This is a genomic window from Serratia sp. TSA_105.2, from assembly GCF_052692115.1.
In genome coordinates, this window is the sequence record NZ_JBQZFT010000002.1 from 424,222 (window position 1) to 444,600 (window position 20,379).

The following is a 20,379-nucleotide window of genomic DNA, read 5'->3' on the forward strand; positions in this document are numbered from 1 at the left end:
GAATTAACGGTCGCCTTTGGTCAGCTCGCGCTTCATATCGATGATGTTCTGGTATTCCGCCAGGGTGGTGTCGCCGATGTGCTGTTTGCCGCCCATCGCTTTGATAAAGCACTGGTGATCGTCTTTATCCAGCTTCTTGATCGCGGTGACCACTTTGGCCTTGAAGTCGGCCGGCAGCGAGTTGCTCACCAGGATCGGGCCGTTCGGGATCAGCGGCGACTGCCAGATGATGCGGATCTGTTTCATCAGGTCAGGGTGATCCATGCGGATCATGCGGGTGAACGCGCCGCTGGTGTAGCCGGTGTTGTAGTCGCCGATCATCGACGCCCAGGTCACCGCGCCTTCGAACTGGCCGTTCAACACGCCGAGAATGTCCTGCTCGTGGCCGCCGGAGAAGGTGACGCTGGAGAAGGTGTTGTTGTATTTGTTGTCGACCGTGCCGCCGAACAGCTTTTTAAACGCCTGGTTCGGGATCAGGAAGCCGGAGGTGGAATCCGGATCGGCGAAGCCGATGGCCTTGCCTTTCAGGTCTTCCAGTTTCTGGTACGGGCTACCGGCCTTCACCACCACCACCGAGTGGTAGCCGCGCGACTGGTCGACGTCGTCGACCGCGATGCCGACGATGTCCACCGCTTTCGGATCCTTGATGTAGACCGAAGCGAATGACGACGGCGACATGCTCAGCACCAGGTCAATCTTGCCGCCCAGCAGGCCCTGGATCACGCCGGAATAGTCGGACGAGTTGCGCAGCTTGGTATCGACGTTCAGCTCTTTATCCAGAAACTGCTTCACGCACTGGTTATCGCCGATCTGCTGGGTGGCGTTCTGGCCGCCGAGAATGCCCAGGTTCAGCTCTTTCGGCGCATCCGCTGCGGCAGCATTAAATACCATCATCGCGCCGGCCATCAGGGTGGTCAGACTCAATACTTTTTTCATCAGGTGTGCCTTGTGTGTAAAGGGTAAAGGTCAAAAGTGCTTCAATGGATCTGATTGGCTTCTTCGCCATACAGCTGGTGCAGGATCCGTTCGTTCAGTTGCGAAGGATGCCCGTCAAACACGATCTTCCCGTGGGCGATGCCGATCACCCGCGAGCAATACTCTTTCACCAGTTCGACCGAGTGCAGGTTCACCATCACCGCGATGCCGTCTTCGCTGATTTTCTGCAGCGCGTCCATGATGCGGCGAGTGTTTTTCGGATCGAGCGACGCGACCGGCTCATCGGCCAGCAGGATTTGCGGGTTTTGCATCAGCGCGCGGCAGATGGCGACGCGCTGCATTTGACCGCCGGAGAGGTTCTCGGCGCGTTGCAGCGCGTGCGGCAGCATGTTGAGCCACTGCAACAGCTCGATGGCGCGAGCGCGGTCGGCGTCATCGAACAGTTTGAAGAAGGATTTCAGAGTGGAAGTGTGGCTCAGACGGCCCAACAGCACGTTGGTCATCACGTCCAGCCGCGGCACCAGGCAAAAGTCCTGGAAGATCATGCCGCAGCGCGCGCGCCACTGGCGCATCTGGCGGCCGGCCAGCTGGGCGATATCCTGCGCCGCGCCATCGTCTTCGAAGTACAGCATCTCGCCGCAGCTGGAAGGAATGGTGCCGTTCAGGGTATGCAGCAGCGTGGACTTGCCCGCGCCGGAACGGCCGATCACCGCCACGAATTCACCGGCGTGCAGCTCGAAATTGATGTCATCCAGCACGCGCTGCTGCGCTTTGTAGGCCTTGCCGAGTCCCTTTACCGATAATACTTTGCGGGATGCGGCGGCGTGCTGCCCTGGAAAGTCATGCTGTGCCAATTTTAACAGTGCCTGAGCCATATGATTTCTCTGGTTTCAGTGGCTAATCATTATGGGCACCTATTAACGGATAAGTTTATGACAGTGGGATGATCGTTTTATGGCCGGGGCGTGACGCGTGCCGCCCCGGCGTTCGCCTCACGCCAGGGTGAAGAAGTCCAGCCCCAGCGCCCTCTTGACCTGCTGCAGCGTCTGCTGGCTGACCTGATGCGCGCGGCGGGTGCCGTGCTGCAGGATGCGCGTCAGCTCGCCTTTATCGGCGATGAATTCGGCGCGGCGGGTGCGGATCGGCTCAAGCAGGCTCTGCAGGCAATCCTCCAGCAGCCGTTTGATTTTCACGTCCCCCAACCCGCCGCGGCGGTAATGCGCCTTCAGCTCCGCTACCAACGCGGCGTCTTCGCAGAAGGCGTCCAGGTAGGTGAACACCATGTTGCCCTCCACCCGGCCGGGATCGCTGACGTTGAGATGGCCGGGATCGGTGAACATGCTCATCACCGCCTTGTGCACCTCGTCGGCGCCGGCGCCCAGCGGGATGGCGTTGCCGCGCGATTTCGACATTTTGCCCTGCCCGTCCAGCCCCGGCAGACGCCCGACGTTGCTTAACAGCGGCTGGCACTCCGTCAGCACCGGTTGGCCGACGATGTGGTTGAAGCGCCGCACGATCTCGTTGGTTTGCTCCAGCATCGGCAGTTGATCCTCACCGACCGGCACGTGGGTGGCGCCAAAGGCGGTGATGTCCGCCGCCTGGCTGACCGGATAGATCAAAAAACCGGCCGGCAGGCTGCGGGCGAAATCCTTCTCGGCGATTTCGTTTTTCACCGTCGGGTTGCGTTCCAGCCGCGCCACGCTGACCAGGTTGAGGTAGTACATCGTCAGCTCGGTCAATGCTGGCAGCGCCGACTGCAGGCAGATCGTGGTCTTGTGCGGATCGATGCCCACCGCCAAATAGTCGGCCACGACATTGAGCACGTTGGCGCTGATTTTTTGCGGGTTGTTGCCGTTGTCGGTCAGGCCCTGCAGATCCGCCACCATCACCGTTTGGTTATGCTGGTGCTGCAGTTCGGCGCGCTGGCGCAGCGAGCCGACGAAGTGGCCTAAATGCAGTGGGCCGGTGGCGCGATCGCCGGTAAGAATGGTGTAGCTCATGACAGTGCTCCTGAAGGTCTGTAGACCGCCGGATCAACGCCACAAAAAACAATGCCGCCAAACCGGCGGCATTAAAAGAGATGTGAATACTCGTGCCGCCTCAGAAGAGGCGCCACCATGACTGATTGTGGGTGGAGTGCATCAATATATTCATGCCATCAAGGTATACCCGCAGCGGCAGCGCGTCAATAGCCCGCCGCCGGCGCGTAAGACGGCGTTACACTCCAGCATTTGCGTTCCTGGCCTGGCGCGCTAGGGTAAAACCTTCAACCTGAAAAAGGAGCGCATGATGAAGATCGGATTTGCCGGACTGGGTGGGATGGGCAGCGCCATGGCGGCCAACCTGTTGCAGGCGGGCTTCGCCTTAACGGTATGGAACCGTTCGCCGCAGGCGGCGCAGCCGCTGGTGAGCGCCGGCGCACGGCAGGCCGAACGGCCGGAGCAGCTGGCCGATGCCGACGTGCTGATCACCATGCTGGCCGACGATGCCGCCACGCAACAGGTGGTGGTGGGCAGCGGGTTGCTGCAGCGGATGAAACCGGGCGCGCTGCATATCAATATGGCGACCATCTCGGTCGAACTCGCCCAGCGTTTGACGGCGCTGCATGCGGAACACGGCATCGGCTATCTCGCCGCGCCGGTGCTGGGGCGGGTCGACGTGGCGGCCGCCGGCAAGCTGAATATTCTGGCGGCCGGCGATAGCGAGCTCCTGAAGAAAGCGCAGCCGCTGTTCGATGCCCTCGGCCAGAAAACCTGGCACTTCGGCGCCGATCCGGCGCAGGCCAACGTCGTCAAAATCGCCACCAACTTTACGCTGGCCAGCGCCATTGAAGCGATGGCGGAAGGCAGCGCGCTGGTGCGCAACTACGGCGTGTCCGGCGCCGACTACCTGCAGATGCTGAGTAGCACCGTCTTCGCCGCCCCGGCCTATCAGGGCTATGGCGCGCTGATCGCCGCCGAGAAGTATTCCCCCGCCGGATTCCGGCTGGCGCTGGGGCTGAAGGACGTCGGGCTGGCGCTGGCCGCCGGGGCCGACAGCCATACGCCGATGCCGTTCGCCGGGGTGCTGAAAGACAACTTCCTCGACGCGATGGCGCAGGGGGATGCGGATCTGGACTGGGCCGCGCTGGCCAAGGTGGCGGCGCGGCGGGCGGGCCTGAAATAACGAACGGGGGCCTCGGCCCCCGTTTTTCCGTTCTCAGAACACGATGTCTGCCGCGGGAACGGCGCGGATCGGCACGCCGAAGCTTTCGATATTCGACAGCGTCTCGTTATGGTGGGTGCGGATCAGCAAACCGTCGGCATAGGGTTTGTCGTGGCAGGTGTGGGCATCCGCCGCCAGCGTCACCGGATAACCGTGCGCCGCCGCGCTGCGCACCGTGGTGTCGATGCAAAACGGCGTGGAGTAGCCGCAAACCACCAGCTGCGATACACCGTTGGCGATCAGTAACGCGCCCAGTGAGGTGCGCAGGAACGAGTCCGGCGTGGTTTTATCCACCCGGTGATCGCCCGGCGCCACCTTCAGCGCCGCGAGCACTTGCCAGGCGGCGCTGCCGTGCCGCAGCTCATCGTCCGGCGTGTGGTGCTGAATCACGACAACCGGCACGCCCGCCAAGCGGGCGCGCTCGCTCAGCTGATTGATGCGCGCAACGGTGCCCGCAGCATCCGCCGGCGGCGGCGTAAACAATCCTTCCTGCACATCGATAATCAACAGCGCGGTGGTCATGGCGGCTCCCGAAGAGAAGATAAGTGGCGTCAGCACACCGGCTGGCGCGGGCGGAAAATATGGTCGACGCCCTGCTCCCGCAGCCGATTCACCAGATCGTGCCCGCCGTTCGGCGTGGCGTGTGCCAGCTGCCGCTCGGCGGTAAACACCGGGCTGGCCCAGAACAGGTTCACCGGATCGCCGTACTGCTGCGGCAGAGCCAGGTGCGCACTATGCGGGTAGAAGGACGACGATAAAATATAACCCTCGTAGCCCAGCGGCGCCACGTCCGACTCCAGCGTATGCCCTTCACCGATCCAGGTCAGCCGCGCCCACGGCGCGTGCGCGAAACCGGCCAACGCGCTGGCCATCTGCACCGCGTTGTCTTCGGTCATGTATTGGCTGTCGATGGCAATCGCCATCTCCATGCGGCGATAGCGCGAAGCCTCGTCGTTGAACAGGATCTCCACCCACGGCATCGGCCGAATGCTGACCCCCATGGTGAGGAAGTAATAGATGCCGTCACGCTCGTGCTGGGTGATGGCCATCGGTGGCCACTTGCCCTGATCGATGGCGTAGTACTTCACCGAAGGGCCAAAATGCGGCTCATAGCGCGCCTGAAAATCGCGCTGCATCTTCGGCCACGGATTGCCCTCTTCACGCTGCCAGCTGCGCCAGAACTGGCGGGTGCTCTCCGCCTGGGCATACTGGGTGTTGGTCGAGGCCGAGCCGAGCGGATAAGCCAACGGGCTCTCCTTGATGCAGCTGGCGGAATAGCACACCGAATGGTCGATATACAGACTCCAGCCGGGGATCACCGCCAGCAGTTGGCCGTAATACCACAGGGCCGCGCCGTCGTCGCTTTCGCTCCACACCACCATCAGCCCTTCCGGGTTCAGCGGCGCTTCGCCTTCCAGGTTGCGGCAATACTCCGCCGCCAGCATCGGCGGCTGCCCTTGTTCCAGCGCGGCGCGATCTTCCTGCAGCGGCGCGGCGGCCAGGTTGCGCAGCCAGCAGGCGCGCACCTGATAGCGATCGCTGTAGGCTTCGGCGGGATAGATATAAAAATAGGCTGCCCGGTGATCTTGCTGAACCACCGCAACCAGCGTCTGGTTCTCATTGCTGACTTCAGCAAGTACGTATGACTCGTTCATATCACCTCAATAGGGTCAGGGCGCGGCAGAATCGGCTGCGCGCCAAAAATGGAATGTGGCTTTGCCCCCAAGTGTAAAACGCATTACTGACCGGATCACCCGTAAAAGTCTCAAAAGCGTCCGTAAACGAAGATAAACAAAGGTTAATTATAGCGGCTGTGGCTCATAACGGCTGAGTGATGCGCCGCACCGCGCGCTGATAGGAGCCGTTGCGCATCGACGCGCCCAGCACCTTGCCGAGGCCTGCGGCGCCCGTTCGCACCAGCCGCCGCCGCAGCGCGCCCGGATGAAAACCGAACTGCCGCTGCGCCCAATCGGGTAACAGATCGATGCCCGCCTGCATCACCACCCCACCGAGCGGGCGCGCCAATGCGCTCGGCGCCGGCGCCTTCAGCAGAATGCGCGCCACCTCTTGCGTGCGTTCATCGCAGACCAGCTGCGGCCGCATCGCCTGCAGGTACTCTTCGACCTCCGCGCAGGACTGAGGAATTGCGGTCGCCCCCAGCGCGGCGGCCACGCGCGCCGCTTCGCGGTAGTATTGATCCTGCAAATCGCGGGAAAGATGGGGGTTGCGGTAGCGCAGGTGGCTGGCCAGAAAACGGCTGCTCTCCGCGACGTGCACCCAGGTCAGCAGCGCCGGATCGCTGGCGGCATAAGGCATGCCGTCGCTGCCGACGCCGGTCACCCGCAGATGGATGGCTTTGACTTTGGCGATCAGCCGCTCCGCCTCGGCGGTCGGGCCGAAGGTGGTGACCGACACGAACTGGCTGGTGCGGCGCAGGCGGCCAATCATATCTTCGCGGAAGTTGGAGTGATCCCACACCCCGGCCAGCGCCAGCGGGTGCAGCATCTGCAGCAGCAAGGCGCTGACGCCGCCGCACAGCATCGGGGTGAAATCGCGGTGAACCTGCCAGATGACCGACTGCGGGCCGAACAAGCCCGGATCGCCCGGTGGGTTCTCAAAATCGACGCCGCCGAGCGCCAGCCCGGTCAGGCTGAGCACCTGTTTTTCTATCGCTGCGCGTACCGCTTCCATCCTGCTGCCCTCTCGCTCATTCAGCGGCCAGTGTATCACGCGGCGGCCGCCCCATTACGCCCCGCGGCGGTTGAAAGCATTAACTTACTGAATTACAGTTGTTATACCGCTGGCAGAAAGGCGGGCCTATTCGATCCACTGCAGAGGCGCTTTGCAGGGCGTTAACCCACGTTAATTCGGCACTAACCCCACAAAACCTCTATCTAGTTTTTTTCCTCCAACTTAGATAGCAGAGAGTTCGATGATTACCATCAGAGCACGCGCGGCGGAAGACAACGCGCAATTGGCAGATATCTGGCTGCGTTCGGTGCGCGCCACTCACCATTTTTTAACCGAAGACAACATCGCGCAGCTGTTCCCGCTGGTGCTGAACGACTACCTGCCGGCGGTTAACGTCTGGGTGGCCGAAGAGCGGCCGGGGCACCCCTGCGGCTTTATCGGCCTGAACGGCAACAAGGTGGAGATGCTGTTTATCGACGCCGATCAGCGCGGCAAAGGGGTGGGCAAAGCGCTGCTGACCCACGCGGAAACGCTGCACGATGAACTGCAGCTGGACGTGAACGAGCAAAATCCGCAGGCCAGCGGCTTCTACCGCCACTACGGGTTTGTCATCACCGGCCGCTCGCCGCTCGACGGCCAGGGCAATCCGTTCCCGCTGCTGCACATGAAGCTGGACAAACGCTAGCCCTCCCACCGGCCGCCCTGCGGCCGGTTTTCTCCCCCCCTGTTTCACCCGCCGTTTTATATATCAAATCAGAATAAGTAATAGAATTTACATTCTTCCTGTCACTATAAACCCTCGGTAGGATTGCCCGGTATTCACCCGCAACAGAGATTCCGTCCGCCACTCCCCGCCGGGTTGTGCCCTGCAGAAAAGCCGAACGATCCCTGTCCGGCGCACCGCGCTCTGGACGGAATACTGTGATGTATCGATAAGGATCCGCTTCGCTATGATCGTTCTTTCGAACGTTTGCAAAACTTTTGACAGCACACAGGGCCGCGTCGTGGCGGTAGACAATGTCAGTCTGGCGGTAGAGGCCGGGCAAATTTACGGCATCATCGGCTACAGCGGCGCCGGCAAAAGCACGCTCATCCGCCTGCTTAACGGCCTGGAAACGCCCACCAGCGGCCGCATTGACGTAGGCGGCTTCGATATCGCCCGCGCCAAAGGCAGCCACCTGCGCCAGGCGCGCCTGAAAATCAGCATGGTGTTCCAGCACTTCAACCTACTGTGGTCGCGCACCGTCAGCCAAAACATCGCTTTTTCCATGCAGATCGCCGGCGTGCCCAAGGCGCAGATTGCGCCGCGCGTGGCGGAACTGATCGCGCTGGTCGGTCTGCAGGGGCGCGAAGACGCCTACCCGTCGCAGCTCAGCGGCGGCCAGAAACAGCGCGTCGGCATCGCCCGCGCGCTGGCCAATAACCCGAGCGTGCTGCTGTGCGACGAGGCCACCTCGGCGCTCGACCCGCAGACCACTGACGCCATTCTCGACCTGCTGCTGGACATCAACCGCCAGCTGAAATTGACCATCGTGCTGATCACCCACGAGATGCACGTGGTGCGCAAAATCTGCCACCGCGTGGCGGTGATGGAAAACGGCCGCATCGTCGAAGAAGGCCCGGTACTCGACGTGTTCACCCGGCCGCAGCAGCCGATCACCCGGCAGTTCGTCAAACAGGTGCCACAGTATGCGGACACCGAAGAGAGCTTCAACCCGCTGCTCACCGCTCACCTGCCGGGGGCGATTTTCAAGCTGACCTTCGTCGGCGTGCAAACCCATCAGGCGGTGATCTCTGAAGTGATCCGGCGCTACGCCCTGACCGTCAACATTCTGCACGGCAAGATCAGCCACACCCTCAACGGTTCGTTCGGCGAACTGTATATCCACGCCGAAGGCAACGAACAACAAGTCGCCGACATGCTCAACCTGCTGCACGAAAGAGACATCGCCGTCGAGGTTATCCAACATGATTGAATCCCTGTTCCCCCACCTGCGTCTGGATCAACTGTGGGACGCCACCTGGGAAACGCTGTACATGACCGGCATCGCCGGTTTGGCCACGCTGGTGCTGGGCATTGTGCTCGGCGTGCTGCTGTTTTTAACCTCCAAGGGCCAGCTGTGGCAGAACCGGGCGGTCTACTCGCTGATCTCCGTACTGGTCAACGTCTTCCGCTCCATTCCGTTCATCATTCTGATCGTGCTGCTGATCCCGTTCACCAAATCGCTGATCGGCACCATTCTCGGTGCGGACGCGGCCCTGCCGGCGCTGATCGTCGGCGCGGCGCCGTTCTACGCCCGGCTGGTAGAGATCGCGCTGCGCGAGGTCGACAAAGGGGTGATCGAAGCGGCGCGCTCGATGGGCGCCAAAAACCGCACCCTGATTTTCCGCGTATTGCTGCCGGAGAGCTCGCCGGCGCTGGTTTCCGGCATCACCGTCACCCTGATCGCGCTGGTGAGCTACACCGCGATGGCCGGGGTGATCGGCGCCGGTGGCCTGGGCAACCTGGCCTATCTGGAAGGGTTCCAACGCAACCACAGTGACGTGACGCTGGTGGCGACGCTGACGATCCTGCTGATCGTTTTCGTCATTCAGTTCATCGGCGACACCCTGACAAGAACGCTCGATAAACGTTAATTAACCAAGGAAAACGATGATGAAAAAGCACCTACTGATGTTGGCTTTCGCCTCCGTCGCCACCCTCGCCTCTTTTGGCGCCACGGCAGCGACCAAGCTGGTGGTCGGCGCCTCCAACGTGCCGCACGCCGAGATCCTCGAACAGGCCAAGCCGATACTGGCGAAGGAAGGCATCGATCTGCAGATCAAGCGCTTTCAGGACTACATCCTGCCGAATACCGCCTTGGCCAGCCACGACATCGACGCCAACTACTTCCAGCACGTGCCTTACCTGAACTCGGTGCTGAAAGACCACGCCGACGACAAGAGCTACGACTTCGTCAGCGCCGGCGCGATCCATATTGAGCCTATCGGCATCTACTCGAAGAAGTACAAGAGCCTGAAAGATCTGCCGGAAAACGGCAAAATCATCATGCGCGACGCGGTGGCGGAAGAAGGCCGCATCCTGTCTATTTTTGAACGGGAAGGCGTGATTAAGCTGAAGCCGGGGGTGAGCAAGGTGGACGCGCGCATCAGCGACGTGGTGGAAAACCCGAAACACCTGAAGTTCCAGGCCAACGTTGAAGGCGCGCTGCTGCCGCAGATGTACAACAACGACGAAGGCGACGCGGTGGTGATCAACGCCAACTACGCCATCGACGCCGGGCTGAATCCGACCAAAGATCCGATCGCGGTCGAAAGCGGCGAAAACAACCCGTACGCCAACATCATCACCGTGCACAAGGCCGACGTGAACAAACCGGAGATCGTGGCGCTGGTCAAGGTACTACACTCCAAACCGATTCAGGACTTTATCCGCGAGAAATACCAGGGCGCGGTGATCCCGGTCAATCAGTAATCGGTTACACGGCCCGGTAAAAGCCGCAATGCCGCTCACTTAAGCCTGAGTGGCATTTTTTTATCCAGCCTCTGGGCGTTCTGTGCAGGGGAATTGCCGTAAATGTCCGCATTTCTCTGTGGCCAATATGAACGGCAATTGGAGGGGCCGATGGCGCGGCCCCTGGCTCGGTCGAGATGCGTGAGCCACATGGGGCATCTCACTTTTATCGACCGAAAATGTCACGAACGCCTGCAGAAAAACGCTAACTGATCAGCATTGCGGTAAAAACCGGGCCGGTTGTTACACCTTATTGCCAATCTGGCTGAGCCGCGGCCACACCAGCATCAACGCCTCCAGCAACCGCAGCAGATCGCTCCGGCTTGCCCCTTCGCGGGCCTGCACCGACATGCCTTCAATGGTGCAAATCACGTATTTCGCCAGCAGTACGGTGTCGGTTTTCGCCAGCAGTTCGCCCTGCTGCACCTTGCGATCGAAGCAGGCCTTCAGCGCCGCTTCCTGCGCATGATGCTTCCTGCGCAGCATCTGGGCGACATCATCGGACGCCGACGACAGCGCGGCGGAGGCGCACACCATAAAGCAGCCTGACGGCGTGTCGGGGTCGGTAAACACCTCGGCGGAAGAACGCACGTAGGCTTCGACGATCTCGGCCACCGGCAGATCCTGCTCCAACAGTTGGTTGGTGCAGGTGGTGTATTTCTGCAGATAGCGCTCCACCGCCGCGCGGAACATCCCTTCTTTGTTACCGAATTCCGCATACAGCGTTGGCGCCTTGGCGCCGGTCACTTCCACCAGATCGGCCAGCGAGGTAGCTTCATAACCGTGCCGCCAGAACAGATCGAGCGCGCTTTCCAGCGCCCGGTCGCGATCAAATTGTTTCGGTCTGCCACGGCTTTTTTTGCCGCAAACCGTTTCATTGATGCTCATCGTTCCTCTCCTATCCCGCTCCACGGCAGGGTTAGCACAAATAACTTAACGATCATTATAAAAAAATATTGCGCCCTCGTCGAGAACCGATTAGCATTTAGTTATCGATCGTTAAGATAATTTAGCGAAGCGGATTAACCCCCTCTATTCACCGTTATCGGAAAGGAAATAACATTATGAAAAACTTAAAATTAACCTTAGCAGCTCTCACTCTGGCCAGCGTTTCCTTCGGCAGCTTCGCCGCTGATTTGGTCCAGAACCAACCGGCAGACCAGCAGAAAGTGGGCGTCATCACCGTCAGCGGCGCATCCGATCTGACCTCGCTGGAAAGCAGCCTGGCCGCCAAAGCCGATCAAGCCGGTGCAAAATCCTTCCGCATCATCGGCGCCGGCGGTAACAACCAGCTGCACGGCACTGCAGAAATCTATCAATAACAACGCATTAAGCCAACAGATTGCCTGTTCTTTTGCTCACAACGCCAGGGCGTAAAAAAAATTAATTAACGAGCATTAAAAAAATACTTGCAATCTGTCAAACCGGCATCTAACATTAAATTATCGATCATTAATTAATTTAACGACCTTACCAAACAAACATTGTAAAGAACACAGATAGGAAATAAGACCATGAAAAACCTGAAAATGACCATCGCCGCCATCGCACTGGCTTCCGTCTCCTTCGGCAGCTTCGCCGCCGAACTGGTCAACGCTCAACCGGCCGATCTGCAAAAAGCAGGCGTCGTCACCGTCAGCGGTGCGTCCGACCTGAGCAGCCTGGAAAACAAACTGGCGGCCAAAGCCGACGCAGCCGGCGCCAAATCCTTCCAGATCATCGCCACCACCGGCGACAACAAACTGCACGGTACCGCGATCATCTACAATTAATTGCCACACCGGCAATCGCGCAAAAGGGCGGCTCAGGCCGCCTTTTGTTTGTTTTGACGCCAACGTTCTGTTGTAAGCTGTAGCAACCTTTTCTTGCTGAGCCGAGCAACGCCATGACTCCCCTGCTGTTTCACAAATATCACGGCCTGGGCAACGACTACCTGGTTTGCCACCGTTCGGTCGCCGATCGTCTGAGCCAGGAACAGATCCGCCTGCTGTGCCACCCGCATTACGGCATCGGTTCCGATGGCCTGCTGATCGACAGCGGCGACGCCGTCAATCCCACCCTGCGCATCATCAACCCGGACGGCTCCGAAGCGGAGAAAAGCGGCAACGGCCTGCGTATCTACGCGCGGTATCTGTTCGACAGCGAGCGCGTGGGGCATCAGCCGTTTCTGGTGCATACCGCCGGCGGCGATGTGCGTTGCCAGGTGGCGGAAGACGCGCATCAGATAACCGTGGAGATGGGGCGCGCCAATTTCAGCCCGGCGGCGCTGCCGGCCTTGATCGATCTGCCGGAGGCACTGAACTATCCGCTGCCCCTGATGGAGGAGACGTTAAGCGTTTCGTTGGTGTCGATGGGCAACCCGCACTGCGTGGTGCCGGTGGAAAAACTGGATCTGGCGCAGGTGCATCGGCTCGGACCGCAGATTGAACGCCATCCGCTGTTCCCGAAACGCACCAATGTACAACTGGTGGAAGTGGTCGATCGCCAGACGCTGCGCATCGGCATCTGGGAGCGCGGCGCCGGTTTTACCCTCGCCTCCGGCAGCAGCAGCTGCGCCGCCGCCAGCGTGATGCGCAAGTTGGGACGAGTCGGCGATCGGGTTAGCGTGCGGATGCCGGGCGGCGAACTGCAGATCGCCTTCAGCGGCGATTTTCAGGTCAGCATGCGCGGACCGGTGCATAAAATCGCCACCCTGACGCTGGACGAAGATTGTTTTGCCGGCGGCGCGGGGCTGTTTACGGGATCCACCCCAGCAGCCTGAACCACAGATAATCCAACGGCACCAGCAGTACGAAGCTGAGCGCGGCCAACAGCAGGCACAGCTTCAGTCCTTCACGCGCCGGCACTTTGCCCATCCCCATCGCCACCACGATCGGCGAGGCCTGATACGGCAGCAGCGGCGTGGCATAACCGATCACCTGGGTCATCAGCACCGTCAGCAGCGGCAGGCCGCTGCCTGCGGACAGCGCCTGCGCCAGCGGGGTAAACAGCGCCGGCACGCCGTTGGCGGTCACCACGAAATTCAGCAACGCGGTGATCCCCACCAACGAACCGAACGCGGTGAACGGTTTGCCGTGCAGATCCGGCATCATCGCCAGCAGCGCACCGCCCAGCCGATCACCAAGCCCCGAGTGGCTGACCAGCGCGGTCAGCCCCAGGATCCCCGCCACGTAAATGCAGGTGCGCACGTTAACCCCGGCGGCGAACTGCTCGCCGTTGAGAAACCCGATGCGCGGCAGCAGGCAAACGCAGGCCGCCGCCAACCCTATCCAGGCGGGAGCGATGCCGTGCCAGCTGTCGGTCATCCACAGCAACACCGTGGTGCCCAACAGCGCGATCAGCCGCCATTCGGCGGCGCTGAGCGGGGTTTGCGCCGCCTCGGCCGCCACCGGCTGTGGCCGCGCACGGAACAGGCCGCAGATGCACAGCGTCAGCAGCGCGCCTTTGGCGATCCCGAGCACCGGGGCGTGCAACAGCAGGTAGGAGAGATAAGCGAAGTGGCTGCCGTAGGCGCTTTCCGCCGCGCCGCTCATCACCAGGTTGGGCACGTTGGCCGGCAGAATGCTGGCGGAGAGCTGGAAGGTGCCGAACCCCACCGCCAGCGCCAAACCGATGCGGCCGCGCGTGCCCTCAGCCAGACCGGCGCGATCGGCCAACGCCATGACGATCGGCATCAGCAGCGTAATGCGCCCCATGTTGGAAGGCATGACAAACGCCAGCGCGTAGCTTATCGCCACCACCCCGCCCACCAGGCGGGGCCAGGAGCCGGCCAGGTGCGGCAAGAGCCGGTTGGCCAGGCGATCCGCCAAGCCGGTGCTGCGGATGGCGGTGCCCAGCACGAAACCGCTGAGCACCAGCCAGAATGCGGAAGACGCGAAACCGGAAAAGGTCACCGCGGCGGGCGCCAGCTGCAACACCATCACCGCCGCGAAGAACAGCAGCGCAACCAAATACTCCGGCAAGCGGGCGCTGGCCCATAGCGCGATGACCACCAGCGTGACCAGCGCGGACAGCGCCATCGGATCCCCCAACATAGTTTCCTCCCTGATAAAACGTTGTGATTGTTATCAAACGGTTAACAGGGTGGCACAAGGCGCGGGCGCTAACCTTGAAACCGCTCACATATCGTCGTTCTTCAGATTTTTCAGCATGCACACGTTGCAGCCGTGATGGCCGGTGTTGCCGCGCCGTTCCGTCAGCAGCGTGAATCCCAGCGCGTAGTACAACCCGATCGCCTCTTTCAACTGTTCGGTGGTTTCCAGGTAACAGTAGCGATACCCCGCCGCCCGCGCCGCCTTCAGCGCCTGCACCACCATATAGCGCGCCATGCCCAGCCCACGCGCGCCGGGTTTGAAGAACAGCTTCTGCAACTCGCAATAGCCGGGCTCTTCGCCCGCCAGCGGCGCCATGCCGACGCCCCCCACCACCTGCCCGTCCCGCTCCAGCACCCAGTAGTGGCCGCCGTTGTCGCGATACAGACCGGTCAGCCGATCGAGATCCGGATCGTGCAGGCTGACGCCTTCCATCTTGTCCATGCCGTACTCGCGAAACACGTCGCGAATGATCGCCGCCATCGCCGCATCGTCGCGCACGGCGATCGGCCGCACCTGCAGATTGGCGTCGCGCTGTTTGCGCGCGCTGCGCAGCGCCGCAGTCATCTTTTTCATCGCCGCAGTGGTACTCGCCAGCTCATCGTCGTCCAATTGCGCCAGCGCCGCCTGCATAAAACCGTCGGCGTCGCTCTCGATGCCGGCCAGCGCCTTGCCGCCCTTTTTACTCAGCCGATGCAGGTTGTGCCGCTTGTCATCCGGATGATCCACCGTTTCTATCACACCGGCGGCCACCAGGCTGCGCAGCGCCCGGCTGGCGCTGGCTTTGTCGATGCAAAGCCGGGCCGCCAGCTCGGTGACACCCAGCGGCTGCTCGCTGACTTCAATCATCAGATGGATCTGCAGCGGCGAAAAGCGCGAGCCGTTGCTCTGCTTGTTCAACATGCCGAATTCTCTGACCAAACTGCGCGCCAATGCTCTGAAATCCCTGATGTTCACGATTGATATCCCCGATTAGCTACCGATGAAAAATGACATTTGGTTGATAGTGTTACCTAATTTTCACTAGCTTAACGGATCATCAAGCCGCCATGAACCCCGAGATAACACAGGAGCTGATGCAAAACGTAACATTAATCAATACAACAAACTGGTTAGTTAAAATATTTCAGGATTAATGGCCATGTATTTACGATTAAAAAGACAATAACCCAGACAAAAAATACACAATCGTGAAAAACGCTGTAATGAAGAGAAAAAATCGAGACTAATCCATTGCATTCCAACGGGTTACAACAATGTTAATAGCGGCATTAATGCCGATATCTTGTTGTAATTTGTTACATATTCATGGCAGGATCGCGGCGTTTCTATAACGGGGACAACGTTCGTTATATCAACGTCGGGCGCGGGTTGCTCCCGCGCTGTTTTATGCTCATGGAGAGATCGCACGCCAATGAAAAAATCACTCGCCGTCTGTTCCGTCGCCCTTTCCGTCACCTTGCTGGCGGGCTGCGCGACCGAATCTTCTCGCACTTTGGAAGTGCCGAAAGTCGCTTCCTACAACACCACTTATCAGGGCCCACGCAGCCCTATCGCCGTCGGTAAATTCGACAACCGCTCCAGCTACATGAACGGCATCTTCTCCGATGGCGTCGATCGACTGGGCAATCAGTCCAAGACTATCCTGATCACGCATTTGCAGCAGACTGGCCGTTTCAACGTGCTGGATCGCGCCAACATGGAAGAGCTGAAAACTGAAGCCGGCATTAAAGGGAAGGCACAAACGCTGAAAGGCGCCAATTATGTAATTACCGGCGATGTCACCGAATTCGGCCGTAAAGAAGTCGGCGATCATCAGCTGTGGGGGATCTTGGGTCGCGGTAAATCACAAGTCGCTTACGCCAAAGTCAATCTGAACGTCGTAAACGTACAGACCTCAGAAGTCGTCTTTTCCTCTCAGGGCGCCGGTGAATACGAACTGTCCAATCGCGAAATCATCGGTTTCGGGGGCACCGCCAGCTACGACTCCACCCTTAACGGCAAGGTGCTGGACCTGGCTGTGCGTGAAGCCGTCAATAACCTGGTCACCGGTATCGAAAATGGCGCATGGCGCCCTGCTAACTAACGGAATAGAAGCAGAAAGATGATAACTAAAAAAATGGGCGGGGCGCTGTTTGCAGCGACCCTGCTGGCCGGCTGCGCCGCGCCGAAAACACTTTACAATTGGGATGGCTATCAAACTTCTCTTTATCAATACTACCAGCAGGAGGGGCAAAGCCCTGAGCAGCAGATCGCCACGCTGAAAGAGATCGTCGAGAAATCCCGCGCCAAGGATAAAGCCGTACCACCAGGTCTGCATGCGCAACTGGGGCTGCTGTACAGCAAAACCGGCAACGACGGACAAGCAATGAGTGAATTCAACACGGAAAAAACGCTGTTCCCGGAATCTGCGCCGTTTATGAATTTCCTGATGGCCAGGGATAAGGGGAGTTTTAAATGAAGCGTGTACTCACTTTACTCGGCGTTGCCGCCACCCTGTTGCTAAGCGGCTGTGCCAAGCAGACGCCTTATGATTATGCGGCGTTCCATGAGAGCAAGCCGAAGTCGATTCTGGTCTTGCCGCCGGTTAACCAGTCGCCGGATATCAAAGCCAGCCACAGCGTACTCGCCAGCGCCACCCTGCCGTTGGCCGAGGCCGGTTACTATGTACTGCCGGTCGCTGTAGTGGAGGAAACCTTCCTGCAAAACGGTCTAACCAACGCCAACGACATTCGCGCCGTCAGCCCGAAAAAACTGCACCAGATTTTCGGCGCCGACACCGTGCTGTACCTGGATGTCACGCAATACGGCACCAGCTACATGGTGATCAGCAGCGAAACCCGCGTTACCGTAGCCGCCCGCCTGGTCGATTTGCGCAACGGCAAACAGCTGTGGACCGGCACCGCCACCGCATCCAGCAACGAAGGCAACAACAACTCCGGAGGCCTGCTGGGCATGGTGATCAGCGCCGCGATTTCACAAATCGCCGATACCATCAGCGACAAAGGATTTGATGTTGGCGCCATCGCCAACACCCGTCTGTTATCGGCGACAGGTCAGAACGGCGCCATTCTTTATGGCCCACGCTCACCTCATTACGCCAGCCAGCGTTAAGCCATCTCTCGGGCGGCCTTCTCGGGCCGCCTATGCCAAACTTGTCCCTTTTGCCAAAAGTAGCCCATGCTTTAACTGCTCCTCTCCTTCTGGCTAACCGGGACGCTGGCTCATGACGAAAAAAACCACCCTGCTGCAATTCTTCCACTGGTACTACCCCGACGGCGGCAAACTATGGCAGGAGGCCGCCGAGCGCGCCCCGCACATGGCCGAACTGGGCATCACCGACCTGTGGCTGCCGCCCGCCTGCAAGGGCGCTTCCGGCGGCTACTCCGTAGGCTACGATACTTACGATCTGTTCGATCTCGGCGAATTTGACCAGAAAGGCAGCGTGGCCACCAAATACGGCGACAAGGCGGCGCTCGAACACGCCGCCAATACGCTGCGCGAACACGGCGTGGGGGTGCTCTACGACGTGGTGTTCAACCACAAGCTCGGCGCGGACGAGAAAGAACAGGTACACGTGTTCAAGGTGGACGCCAACAACCGCAACGACATCGACGACCAGGGCTTCGACGCGCTGGCCTACACCCGCTTCACCTTTCCCGGCCGTCAGGGCGTACATTCCGAGTTTATCTGGGATTACACATGCTTCAGCGGCGTCGATTACGTTGAGCAGCCGGACGACAAAGGGGTGTTCAAAATCGCCAACGACTATGGCGACGACGGCTGGAACGATCAGGTCGACGACGAAAAAGGCAACTACGACTATCTGATGGGGGCCGACGTGGAGTTCCGCAATGCCGCCGTGACGGAGGAGCTCAAATACTGGGCTCGCTGGCTGTTGGAAACCCTGCCGTGCGACGGCTTCCGCCTGGACGCCGCCAAACACATTCCCGCCTGGTTCTTCAAAGAGTGGGCGGATCACGTGCGCGGCAGCGCACAGCGCGACCTGTTTATCGTCGCCGAATACTGGTCGCACGATCTCGGTGCGCTGCAACAATACATCGAGCTGGTGGACGGCAAGGTGATGCTGTTCGACGTGGCGCTGCACCTGAAGTTTCATCAGGCGTCGAAACAGGGCGACGGCTTCGACATGGCGCAGATCTTCACCGATACCCTGACCGCCGCCGATCCGGCCCACGCGGTAACGCTGGTCGCCAACCACGACACCCAGCCGTTGCAATCGCTGGAAGCGCCGGTGGAACCCTGGTTCAAACCGCTGGCCTACGCGCTGATCCTGCTGCGCGAACAGGGCGTGCCCTGCGTGTTTTACCCCGACCTGTATGGCGCCAGCTACCGCGACAAGGGGCGCGACGGCGGCGAGTACCAGATTGACATGCCGGCGATCCCGGAGCTGGAGAAGCTGATTGCCGCCCGCCAGCGTTTCGCCAACGGCCCGCAAACCGACTACTTCGACGACAGCCACTGCGTGGCCTTCAGCCGCGCCGGCACCGCCGAGGCCCCCGGCTGCGTGGTGGTGCTGACCAACGGCGGCGAGAGCGGCAAGACCGTCGCACTGGGCGCCGATTTGGCGCACACCGCCTGGCGCGATTTCCTCGGCAACCGTCAGGAGGAAATCACCACCGACGACCAGGGCAGCGCCCATTTCCCGGTCAACGCCGGCAGCGTCAGCGTCTGGGTGCCGGCCGCCAGCCTGTGAGCGCCCGCCGCCGCGTAATGATGACGCGGCGGCAAAACTAATGTTTGCCTTTCGGGTCTAACTTACGCTATCAACTGCGCAAGCCATTCACACCGGAGCCTAAATAGGGTACAAGGCTGCATGAAAATTCCAAAACGACTCCAGCCGCTGGTTGATGACGGGTTAATCGACGACGTCATCCGCCGGTTGAAAAGCGGCAAAGAAGCCGACGTGTTTATCGTGCGCTGCGGCGATGAGATCCGCTGCGCCAAAGTGTACAAAGAGGCCGAGAAGCGCAACTTCAAGCAGGCCGTCCACTACCAGGAAGGGCGCAAGGTGCGCAACAGCCGCGATGCTCGCGCCATGAGCAAAGGCTCCAAATTCGGCCGCCAGCAGCAGGAAGAAGCCTGGCAAAACACCGAAGTGGACGCGCTGTATCTGCTGGCCAAGGCCGGGGTGCGGGTGCCGCAGCCGGACATCTGCCTGGACGGCGTGCTGCTGATGGAGCTGATCACCGACGAAGAAGGCCTGGTGGCGCCGCGCCTGAGCGATGTCATCCTGACGCCGGAACAGGCACGCGCCGATCACGCCCTGATGATGAACTACGCGGTACGCATGCTGTGCGCCGGGCTGGTGCACGGCGACCTGTCGGAATTCAACGTGCTGATGGATAAAGACGGGCCGGTGATCATCGATCTGCCGCAGGTGGTGGACGCCGCCGCCAACAACCACGCCAAAAGCATGTTCGAGCGCGATATCGGCAATCTGGCCGAGTATTACGGCCAGTTCGCGCCGGAGCTGCGCGACAGCCAATACGCCAAAGAGATTTGGGCGCTGTATCAGGAAGGCAACCTGACGCCGGACAGCGTCCTCAGCGGCCGGTTCAGCGAAACTCTGAAACGCGCCGACGTCGGCTCGGTGCTGGAAGAGATCCAGGCCGCCGGCGAGGAACATCAACGCCGCATGATGGCGCGCAACGCGGAAGAGTAACGCGCCGCGCTATTCGACGCGAAACACGTCCGGCCGCTGCGGCGTCGCCGCCTCGTGATAGATATCCCCCAGATAGCCGGCGATCTCCTCTTCGCGCAGATCGGCCGGCAGCACGATATCGTGGCTGGGGGCATATTTGCGCTCCGGCAGCGTCACGCGGAACAGCCGCCATTCGTCCCCGATGCGCTTCACGCCCAGCAGACGGCCGAACACGTTAAAAATCATCATCCGCCATTCCCCCCCTCGTCGCTTTCAGG

Annotated in this window: 23 protein-coding genes; 13 read left to right on the forward strand and 10 right to left on the reverse strand. The window is 60.4% G+C overall.

What is annotated here, in order from left to right; genetic code table 11:
• Positions 1–3: 3 nt before the first annotated feature.
• From phnD to trpS, 3 genes are all read right to left on the reverse strand, one after another.
• Complete coding sequence (gene phnD, locus ACUTSC_RS08345; protein ID WP_019454696.1) at positions 4–936, reverse strand: phosphonate ABC transporter substrate-binding protein; 933 nt, start codon at positions 934–936, stop codon at positions 4–6.
• A gap of 41 nt (positions 937–977) precedes the next feature.
• Positions 978–1,811 (reverse strand): phosphonate ABC transporter ATP-binding protein, encoded by an 834-nt coding sequence (gene phnC / locus ACUTSC_RS08350; RefSeq protein WP_443003018.1) that lies wholly within the window; start codon positions 1,809–1,811, stop codon positions 978–980.
• A gap of 117 nt (positions 1,812–1,928) precedes the next feature.
• Entirely contained in the window at positions 1,929–2,936 is a 1,008-nt protein-coding gene (gene trpS / locus ACUTSC_RS08355; RefSeq protein WP_197773089.1) for a tryptophan--tRNA ligase, read from the reverse strand.
• A gap of 289 nt (positions 2,937–3,225) precedes the next feature.
• On the opposite strand from trpS, the gene ACUTSC_RS08360 reads away from it, so the two are divergent.
• Complete coding sequence (locus tag ACUTSC_RS08360) at positions 3,226–4,101, forward strand: NAD(P)-binding domain-containing protein (RefSeq protein WP_197773172.1); 876 nt, start codon at positions 3,226–3,228, stop codon at positions 4,099–4,101.
• A gap of 33 nt (positions 4,102–4,134) precedes the next feature.
• On the opposite strand, the gene ACUTSC_RS08365 is transcribed toward ACUTSC_RS08360, so the two are convergent.
• The 3 genes from ACUTSC_RS08365 to ACUTSC_RS08375 form a co-directional block, all read right to left on the reverse strand.
• Positions 4,135–4,662, reverse strand: coding sequence for a cysteine hydrolase family protein (locus tag ACUTSC_RS08365; protein WP_063991251.1), 528 nt, complete (start codon positions 4,660–4,662; stop codon positions 4,135–4,137).
• Between the two features lie 29 nt (positions 4,663–4,691).
• Positions 4,692–5,795, reverse strand: a complete 1,104-nt coding sequence (locus tag ACUTSC_RS08370; protein ID WP_038880072.1) for a suppressor of fused domain protein — start codon at positions 5,793–5,795, stop codon at positions 4,692–4,694.
• 163 nt (positions 5,796–5,958) lie between these two features.
• A complete protein-coding gene (locus ACUTSC_RS08375) occupies positions 5,959–6,831 on the reverse strand; it encodes an oxygenase MpaB family protein (RefSeq protein WP_197766650.1) in 873 nt (290 codons plus the stop codon).
• A 241-nt stretch (positions 6,832–7,072) separates the two neighbouring features.
• On the opposite strand from ACUTSC_RS08375, the gene ACUTSC_RS08380 reads away from it, so the two are divergent.
• From ACUTSC_RS08380 to ACUTSC_RS08395, 4 genes are all read left to right on the forward strand, one after another.
• Positions 7,073–7,516: an acetyltransferase gene (locus ACUTSC_RS08380; RefSeq protein WP_015377088.1), complete on the forward strand. Its 444-nt coding sequence runs from the start codon at positions 7,073–7,075 to the stop codon at positions 7,514–7,516.
• Between the two features lie 265 nt (positions 7,517–7,781).
• Positions 7,782–8,807 carry a methionine ABC transporter ATP-binding protein gene (locus tag ACUTSC_RS08385; RefSeq protein ID WP_445653265.1) on the forward strand — a complete coding sequence of 342 codons (1,026 nt, stop codon included), beginning with the start codon at positions 7,782–7,784 and terminating at the stop codon, positions 8,805–8,807.
• Entirely contained in the window at positions 8,800–9,468 is a 669-nt protein-coding gene (locus ACUTSC_RS08390) for a methionine ABC transporter permease (RefSeq protein WP_033637581.1), read from the forward strand. The genes ACUTSC_RS08385 and ACUTSC_RS08390 overlap by 8 nt, the downstream gene beginning before the upstream one ends.
• A gap of 19 nt (positions 9,469–9,487) precedes the next feature.
• Positions 9,488–10,306 (forward strand): MetQ/NlpA family ABC transporter substrate-binding protein, encoded by an 819-nt coding sequence (locus ACUTSC_RS08395; protein WP_038880058.1) that lies wholly within the window; start codon positions 9,488–9,490, stop codon positions 10,304–10,306.
• Between the two features lie 282 nt (positions 10,307–10,588).
• On the opposite strand, the gene ACUTSC_RS08400 is transcribed toward ACUTSC_RS08395, so the two are convergent.
• The gene (locus tag ACUTSC_RS08400) at positions 10,589–11,233 is read right to left on the reverse strand and encodes a TetR family transcriptional regulator (RefSeq protein ID WP_197766651.1); all 645 of its coding nucleotides are present in this window, start codon (positions 11,231–11,233) and stop codon (positions 10,589–10,591) included.
• A gap of 176 nt (positions 11,234–11,409) precedes the next feature.
• Here ACUTSC_RS08400 and bhsA (ACUTSC_RS08405) point away from each other — a divergent pair, with 176 nt between their 5' ends.
• The 3 genes from bhsA (ACUTSC_RS08405) (at position 11,410) to dapF (ending at position 13,106) form a co-directional block, all read left to right on the forward strand.
• Positions 11,410–11,667, forward strand: a complete 258-nt coding sequence (bhsA, locus tag ACUTSC_RS08405) for a multiple stress resistance protein BhsA (RefSeq protein ID WP_033637578.1) — start codon at positions 11,410–11,412, stop codon at positions 11,665–11,667.
• A 192-nt stretch (positions 11,668–11,859) separates the two neighbouring features.
• Positions 11,860–12,117 (forward strand): multiple stress resistance protein BhsA, encoded by a 258-nt coding sequence (gene bhsA, locus ACUTSC_RS08410; RefSeq protein WP_004939517.1) that lies wholly within the window; start codon positions 11,860–11,862, stop codon positions 12,115–12,117.
• Between the two features lie 113 nt (positions 12,118–12,230).
• On the forward strand, positions 12,231–13,106 hold the full coding sequence (dapF, locus tag ACUTSC_RS08415) for a diaminopimelate epimerase (protein ID WP_123894164.1): 876 nt from the start codon (positions 12,231–12,233) through the stop codon (positions 13,104–13,106).
• Here the strand turns inward: dapF and ACUTSC_RS08420 are convergent.
• Together ACUTSC_RS08420 and ACUTSC_RS08425 are read right to left on the reverse strand one after the other, a co-directional pair.
• Positions 13,081–14,379, reverse strand: coding sequence for an SLC13 family permease (locus tag ACUTSC_RS08420; RefSeq protein WP_197766653.1), 1,299 nt, complete (start codon positions 14,377–14,379; stop codon positions 13,081–13,083). The genes dapF and ACUTSC_RS08420 overlap by 26 nt on opposite strands.
• A gap of 84 nt (positions 14,380–14,463) precedes the next feature.
• Positions 14,464–15,369, reverse strand: a complete 906-nt coding sequence (locus tag ACUTSC_RS08425) for a GNAT family N-acetyltransferase (RefSeq protein WP_197766926.1) — start codon at positions 15,367–15,369, stop codon at positions 14,464–14,466.
• A 481-nt stretch (positions 15,370–15,850) separates the two neighbouring features.
• Here ACUTSC_RS08425 and ACUTSC_RS08430 point away from each other — a divergent pair, with 481 nt between their 5' ends.
• The 5 genes from ACUTSC_RS08430 to ACUTSC_RS08450 all read left to right on the forward strand — a co-directional run bounded on the left by ACUTSC_RS08430 (position 15,851) and on the right by ACUTSC_RS08450 (position 20,122).
• Positions 15,851–16,522 carry a CsgG/HfaB family protein gene (locus tag ACUTSC_RS08430; protein ID WP_004939528.1) on the forward strand — a complete coding sequence of 224 codons (672 nt, stop codon included), beginning with the start codon at positions 15,851–15,853 and terminating at the stop codon, positions 16,520–16,522.
• An 18-nt stretch (positions 16,523–16,540) separates the two neighbouring features.
• Positions 16,541–16,897, forward strand: coding sequence for a DUF4810 domain-containing protein (locus tag ACUTSC_RS08435; protein WP_060421091.1), 357 nt, complete (start codon positions 16,541–16,543; stop codon positions 16,895–16,897).
• The gene (locus ACUTSC_RS08440) at positions 16,894–17,550 is read left to right on the forward strand and encodes a GNA1162 family protein (protein WP_197766654.1); all 657 of its coding nucleotides are present in this window, start codon (positions 16,894–16,896) and stop codon (positions 17,548–17,550) included. The genes ACUTSC_RS08435 and ACUTSC_RS08440 overlap by 4 nt, the downstream gene beginning before the upstream one ends.
• A gap of 112 nt (positions 17,551–17,662) precedes the next feature.
• Entirely contained in the window at positions 17,663–19,153 is a 1,491-nt protein-coding gene (amyA, locus tag ACUTSC_RS08445) for an alpha-amylase (protein WP_445653266.1), read from the forward strand.
• Between the two features lie 120 nt (positions 19,154–19,273).
• Positions 19,274–20,122, forward strand: a complete 849-nt coding sequence (locus tag ACUTSC_RS08450; protein ID WP_033637570.1) for a PA4780 family RIO1-like protein kinase — start codon at positions 19,274–19,276, stop codon at positions 20,120–20,122.
• 9 nt (positions 20,123–20,131) lie between these two features.
• On the opposite strand, the gene ACUTSC_RS08455 is transcribed toward ACUTSC_RS08450, so the two are convergent.
• The gene (locus tag ACUTSC_RS08455) at positions 20,132–20,350 is read right to left on the reverse strand and encodes a DUF7661 family protein (RefSeq protein WP_025301999.1); all 219 of its coding nucleotides are present in this window, start codon (positions 20,348–20,350) and stop codon (positions 20,132–20,134) included.
• Between the last annotated feature and the right edge of the window lie 29 nt (positions 20,351–20,379).

Excerpts from the sequence above, each read along its gene's own strand:
- bhsA (WP_033637578.1), top strand. The coding sequence starts at position 11,410 with ATGAAAAACTTAAAATTAACCTTAGCAGCTCTCACTCTGGCCAGCGTT.
- ACUTSC_RS08390 (WP_033637581.1), top strand. The coding sequence starts at position 8,800 with ATGATTGAATCCCTGTTCCCCCACCTGCGTCTGGATCAACTGTGGGAC.
- dapF (WP_123894164.1), top strand. The coding sequence starts at position 12,231 with ATGACTCCCCTGCTGTTTCACAAATATCACGGCCTGGGCAACGACTAC.
- ACUTSC_RS08440 (WP_197766654.1), top strand. The coding sequence starts at position 16,894 with ATGAAGCGTGTACTCACTTTACTCGGCGTTGCCGCCACCCTGTTGCTA.
- ACUTSC_RS08420 (WP_197766653.1), bottom strand. The coding sequence starts at position 14,379 with ATGTTGGGGGATCCGATGGCGCTGTCCGCGCTGGTCACGCTGGTGGTC.
- ACUTSC_RS08365 (WP_063991251.1), bottom strand. The coding sequence starts at position 4,662 with ATGACCACCGCGCTGTTGATTATCGATGTGCAGGAAGGATTGTTTACG.
- ACUTSC_RS08450 (WP_033637570.1), top strand. The coding sequence starts at position 19,274 with ATGAAAATTCCAAAACGACTCCAGCCGCTGGTTGATGACGGGTTAATC.
- ACUTSC_RS08435 (WP_060421091.1), top strand. The coding sequence starts at position 16,541 with ATGATAACTAAAAAAATGGGCGGGGCGCTGTTTGCAGCGACCCTGCTG.
- ACUTSC_RS08430 (WP_004939528.1), top strand. The coding sequence starts at position 15,851 with ATGAAAAAATCACTCGCCGTCTGTTCCGTCGCCCTTTCCGTCACCTTG.
- phnC (WP_443003018.1), bottom strand. The coding sequence starts at position 1,811 with ATGGCTCAGGCACTGTTAAAATTGGCACAGCATGACTTTCCAGGGCAG.
- ACUTSC_RS08400 (WP_197766651.1), bottom strand. The coding sequence starts at position 11,233 with ATGAGCATCAATGAAACGGTTTGCGGCAAAAAAAGCCGTGGCAGACCG.
- ACUTSC_RS08360 (WP_197773172.1), top strand. The coding sequence starts at position 3,226 with ATGAAGATCGGATTTGCCGGACTGGGTGGGATGGGCAGCGCCATGGCG.
- trpS (WP_197773089.1), bottom strand. The coding sequence starts at position 2,936 with ATGAGCTACACCATTCTTACCGGCGATCGCGCCACCGGCCCACTGCAT.
- ACUTSC_RS08375 (WP_197766650.1), bottom strand. The coding sequence starts at position 6,831 with ATGGAAGCGGTACGCGCAGCGATAGAAAAACAGGTGCTCAGCCTGACC.
- bhsA (WP_004939517.1), top strand. The coding sequence starts at position 11,860 with ATGAAAAACCTGAAAATGACCATCGCCGCCATCGCACTGGCTTCCGTC.
- amyA (WP_445653266.1), top strand. The coding sequence starts at position 17,663 with ATGACGAAAAAAACCACCCTGCTGCAATTCTTCCACTGGTACTACCCC.
- phnD (WP_019454696.1), bottom strand. The coding sequence starts at position 936 with ATGAAAAAAGTATTGAGTCTGACCACCCTGATGGCCGGCGCGATGATG.
- ACUTSC_RS08455 (WP_025301999.1), bottom strand. The coding sequence starts at position 20,350 with ATGATGATTTTTAACGTGTTCGGCCGTCTGCTGGGCGTGAAGCGCATC.
- ACUTSC_RS08395 (WP_038880058.1), top strand. The coding sequence starts at position 9,488 with ATGAAAAAGCACCTACTGATGTTGGCTTTCGCCTCCGTCGCCACCCTC.
- ACUTSC_RS08370 (WP_038880072.1), bottom strand. The coding sequence starts at position 5,795 with ATGAACGAGTCATACGTACTTGCTGAAGTCAGCAATGAGAACCAGACG.
- ACUTSC_RS08380 (WP_015377088.1), top strand. The coding sequence starts at position 7,073 with ATGATTACCATCAGAGCACGCGCGGCGGAAGACAACGCGCAATTGGCA.
- ACUTSC_RS08385 (WP_445653265.1), top strand. The coding sequence starts at position 7,782 with ATGATCGTTCTTTCGAACGTTTGCAAAACTTTTGACAGCACACAGGGC.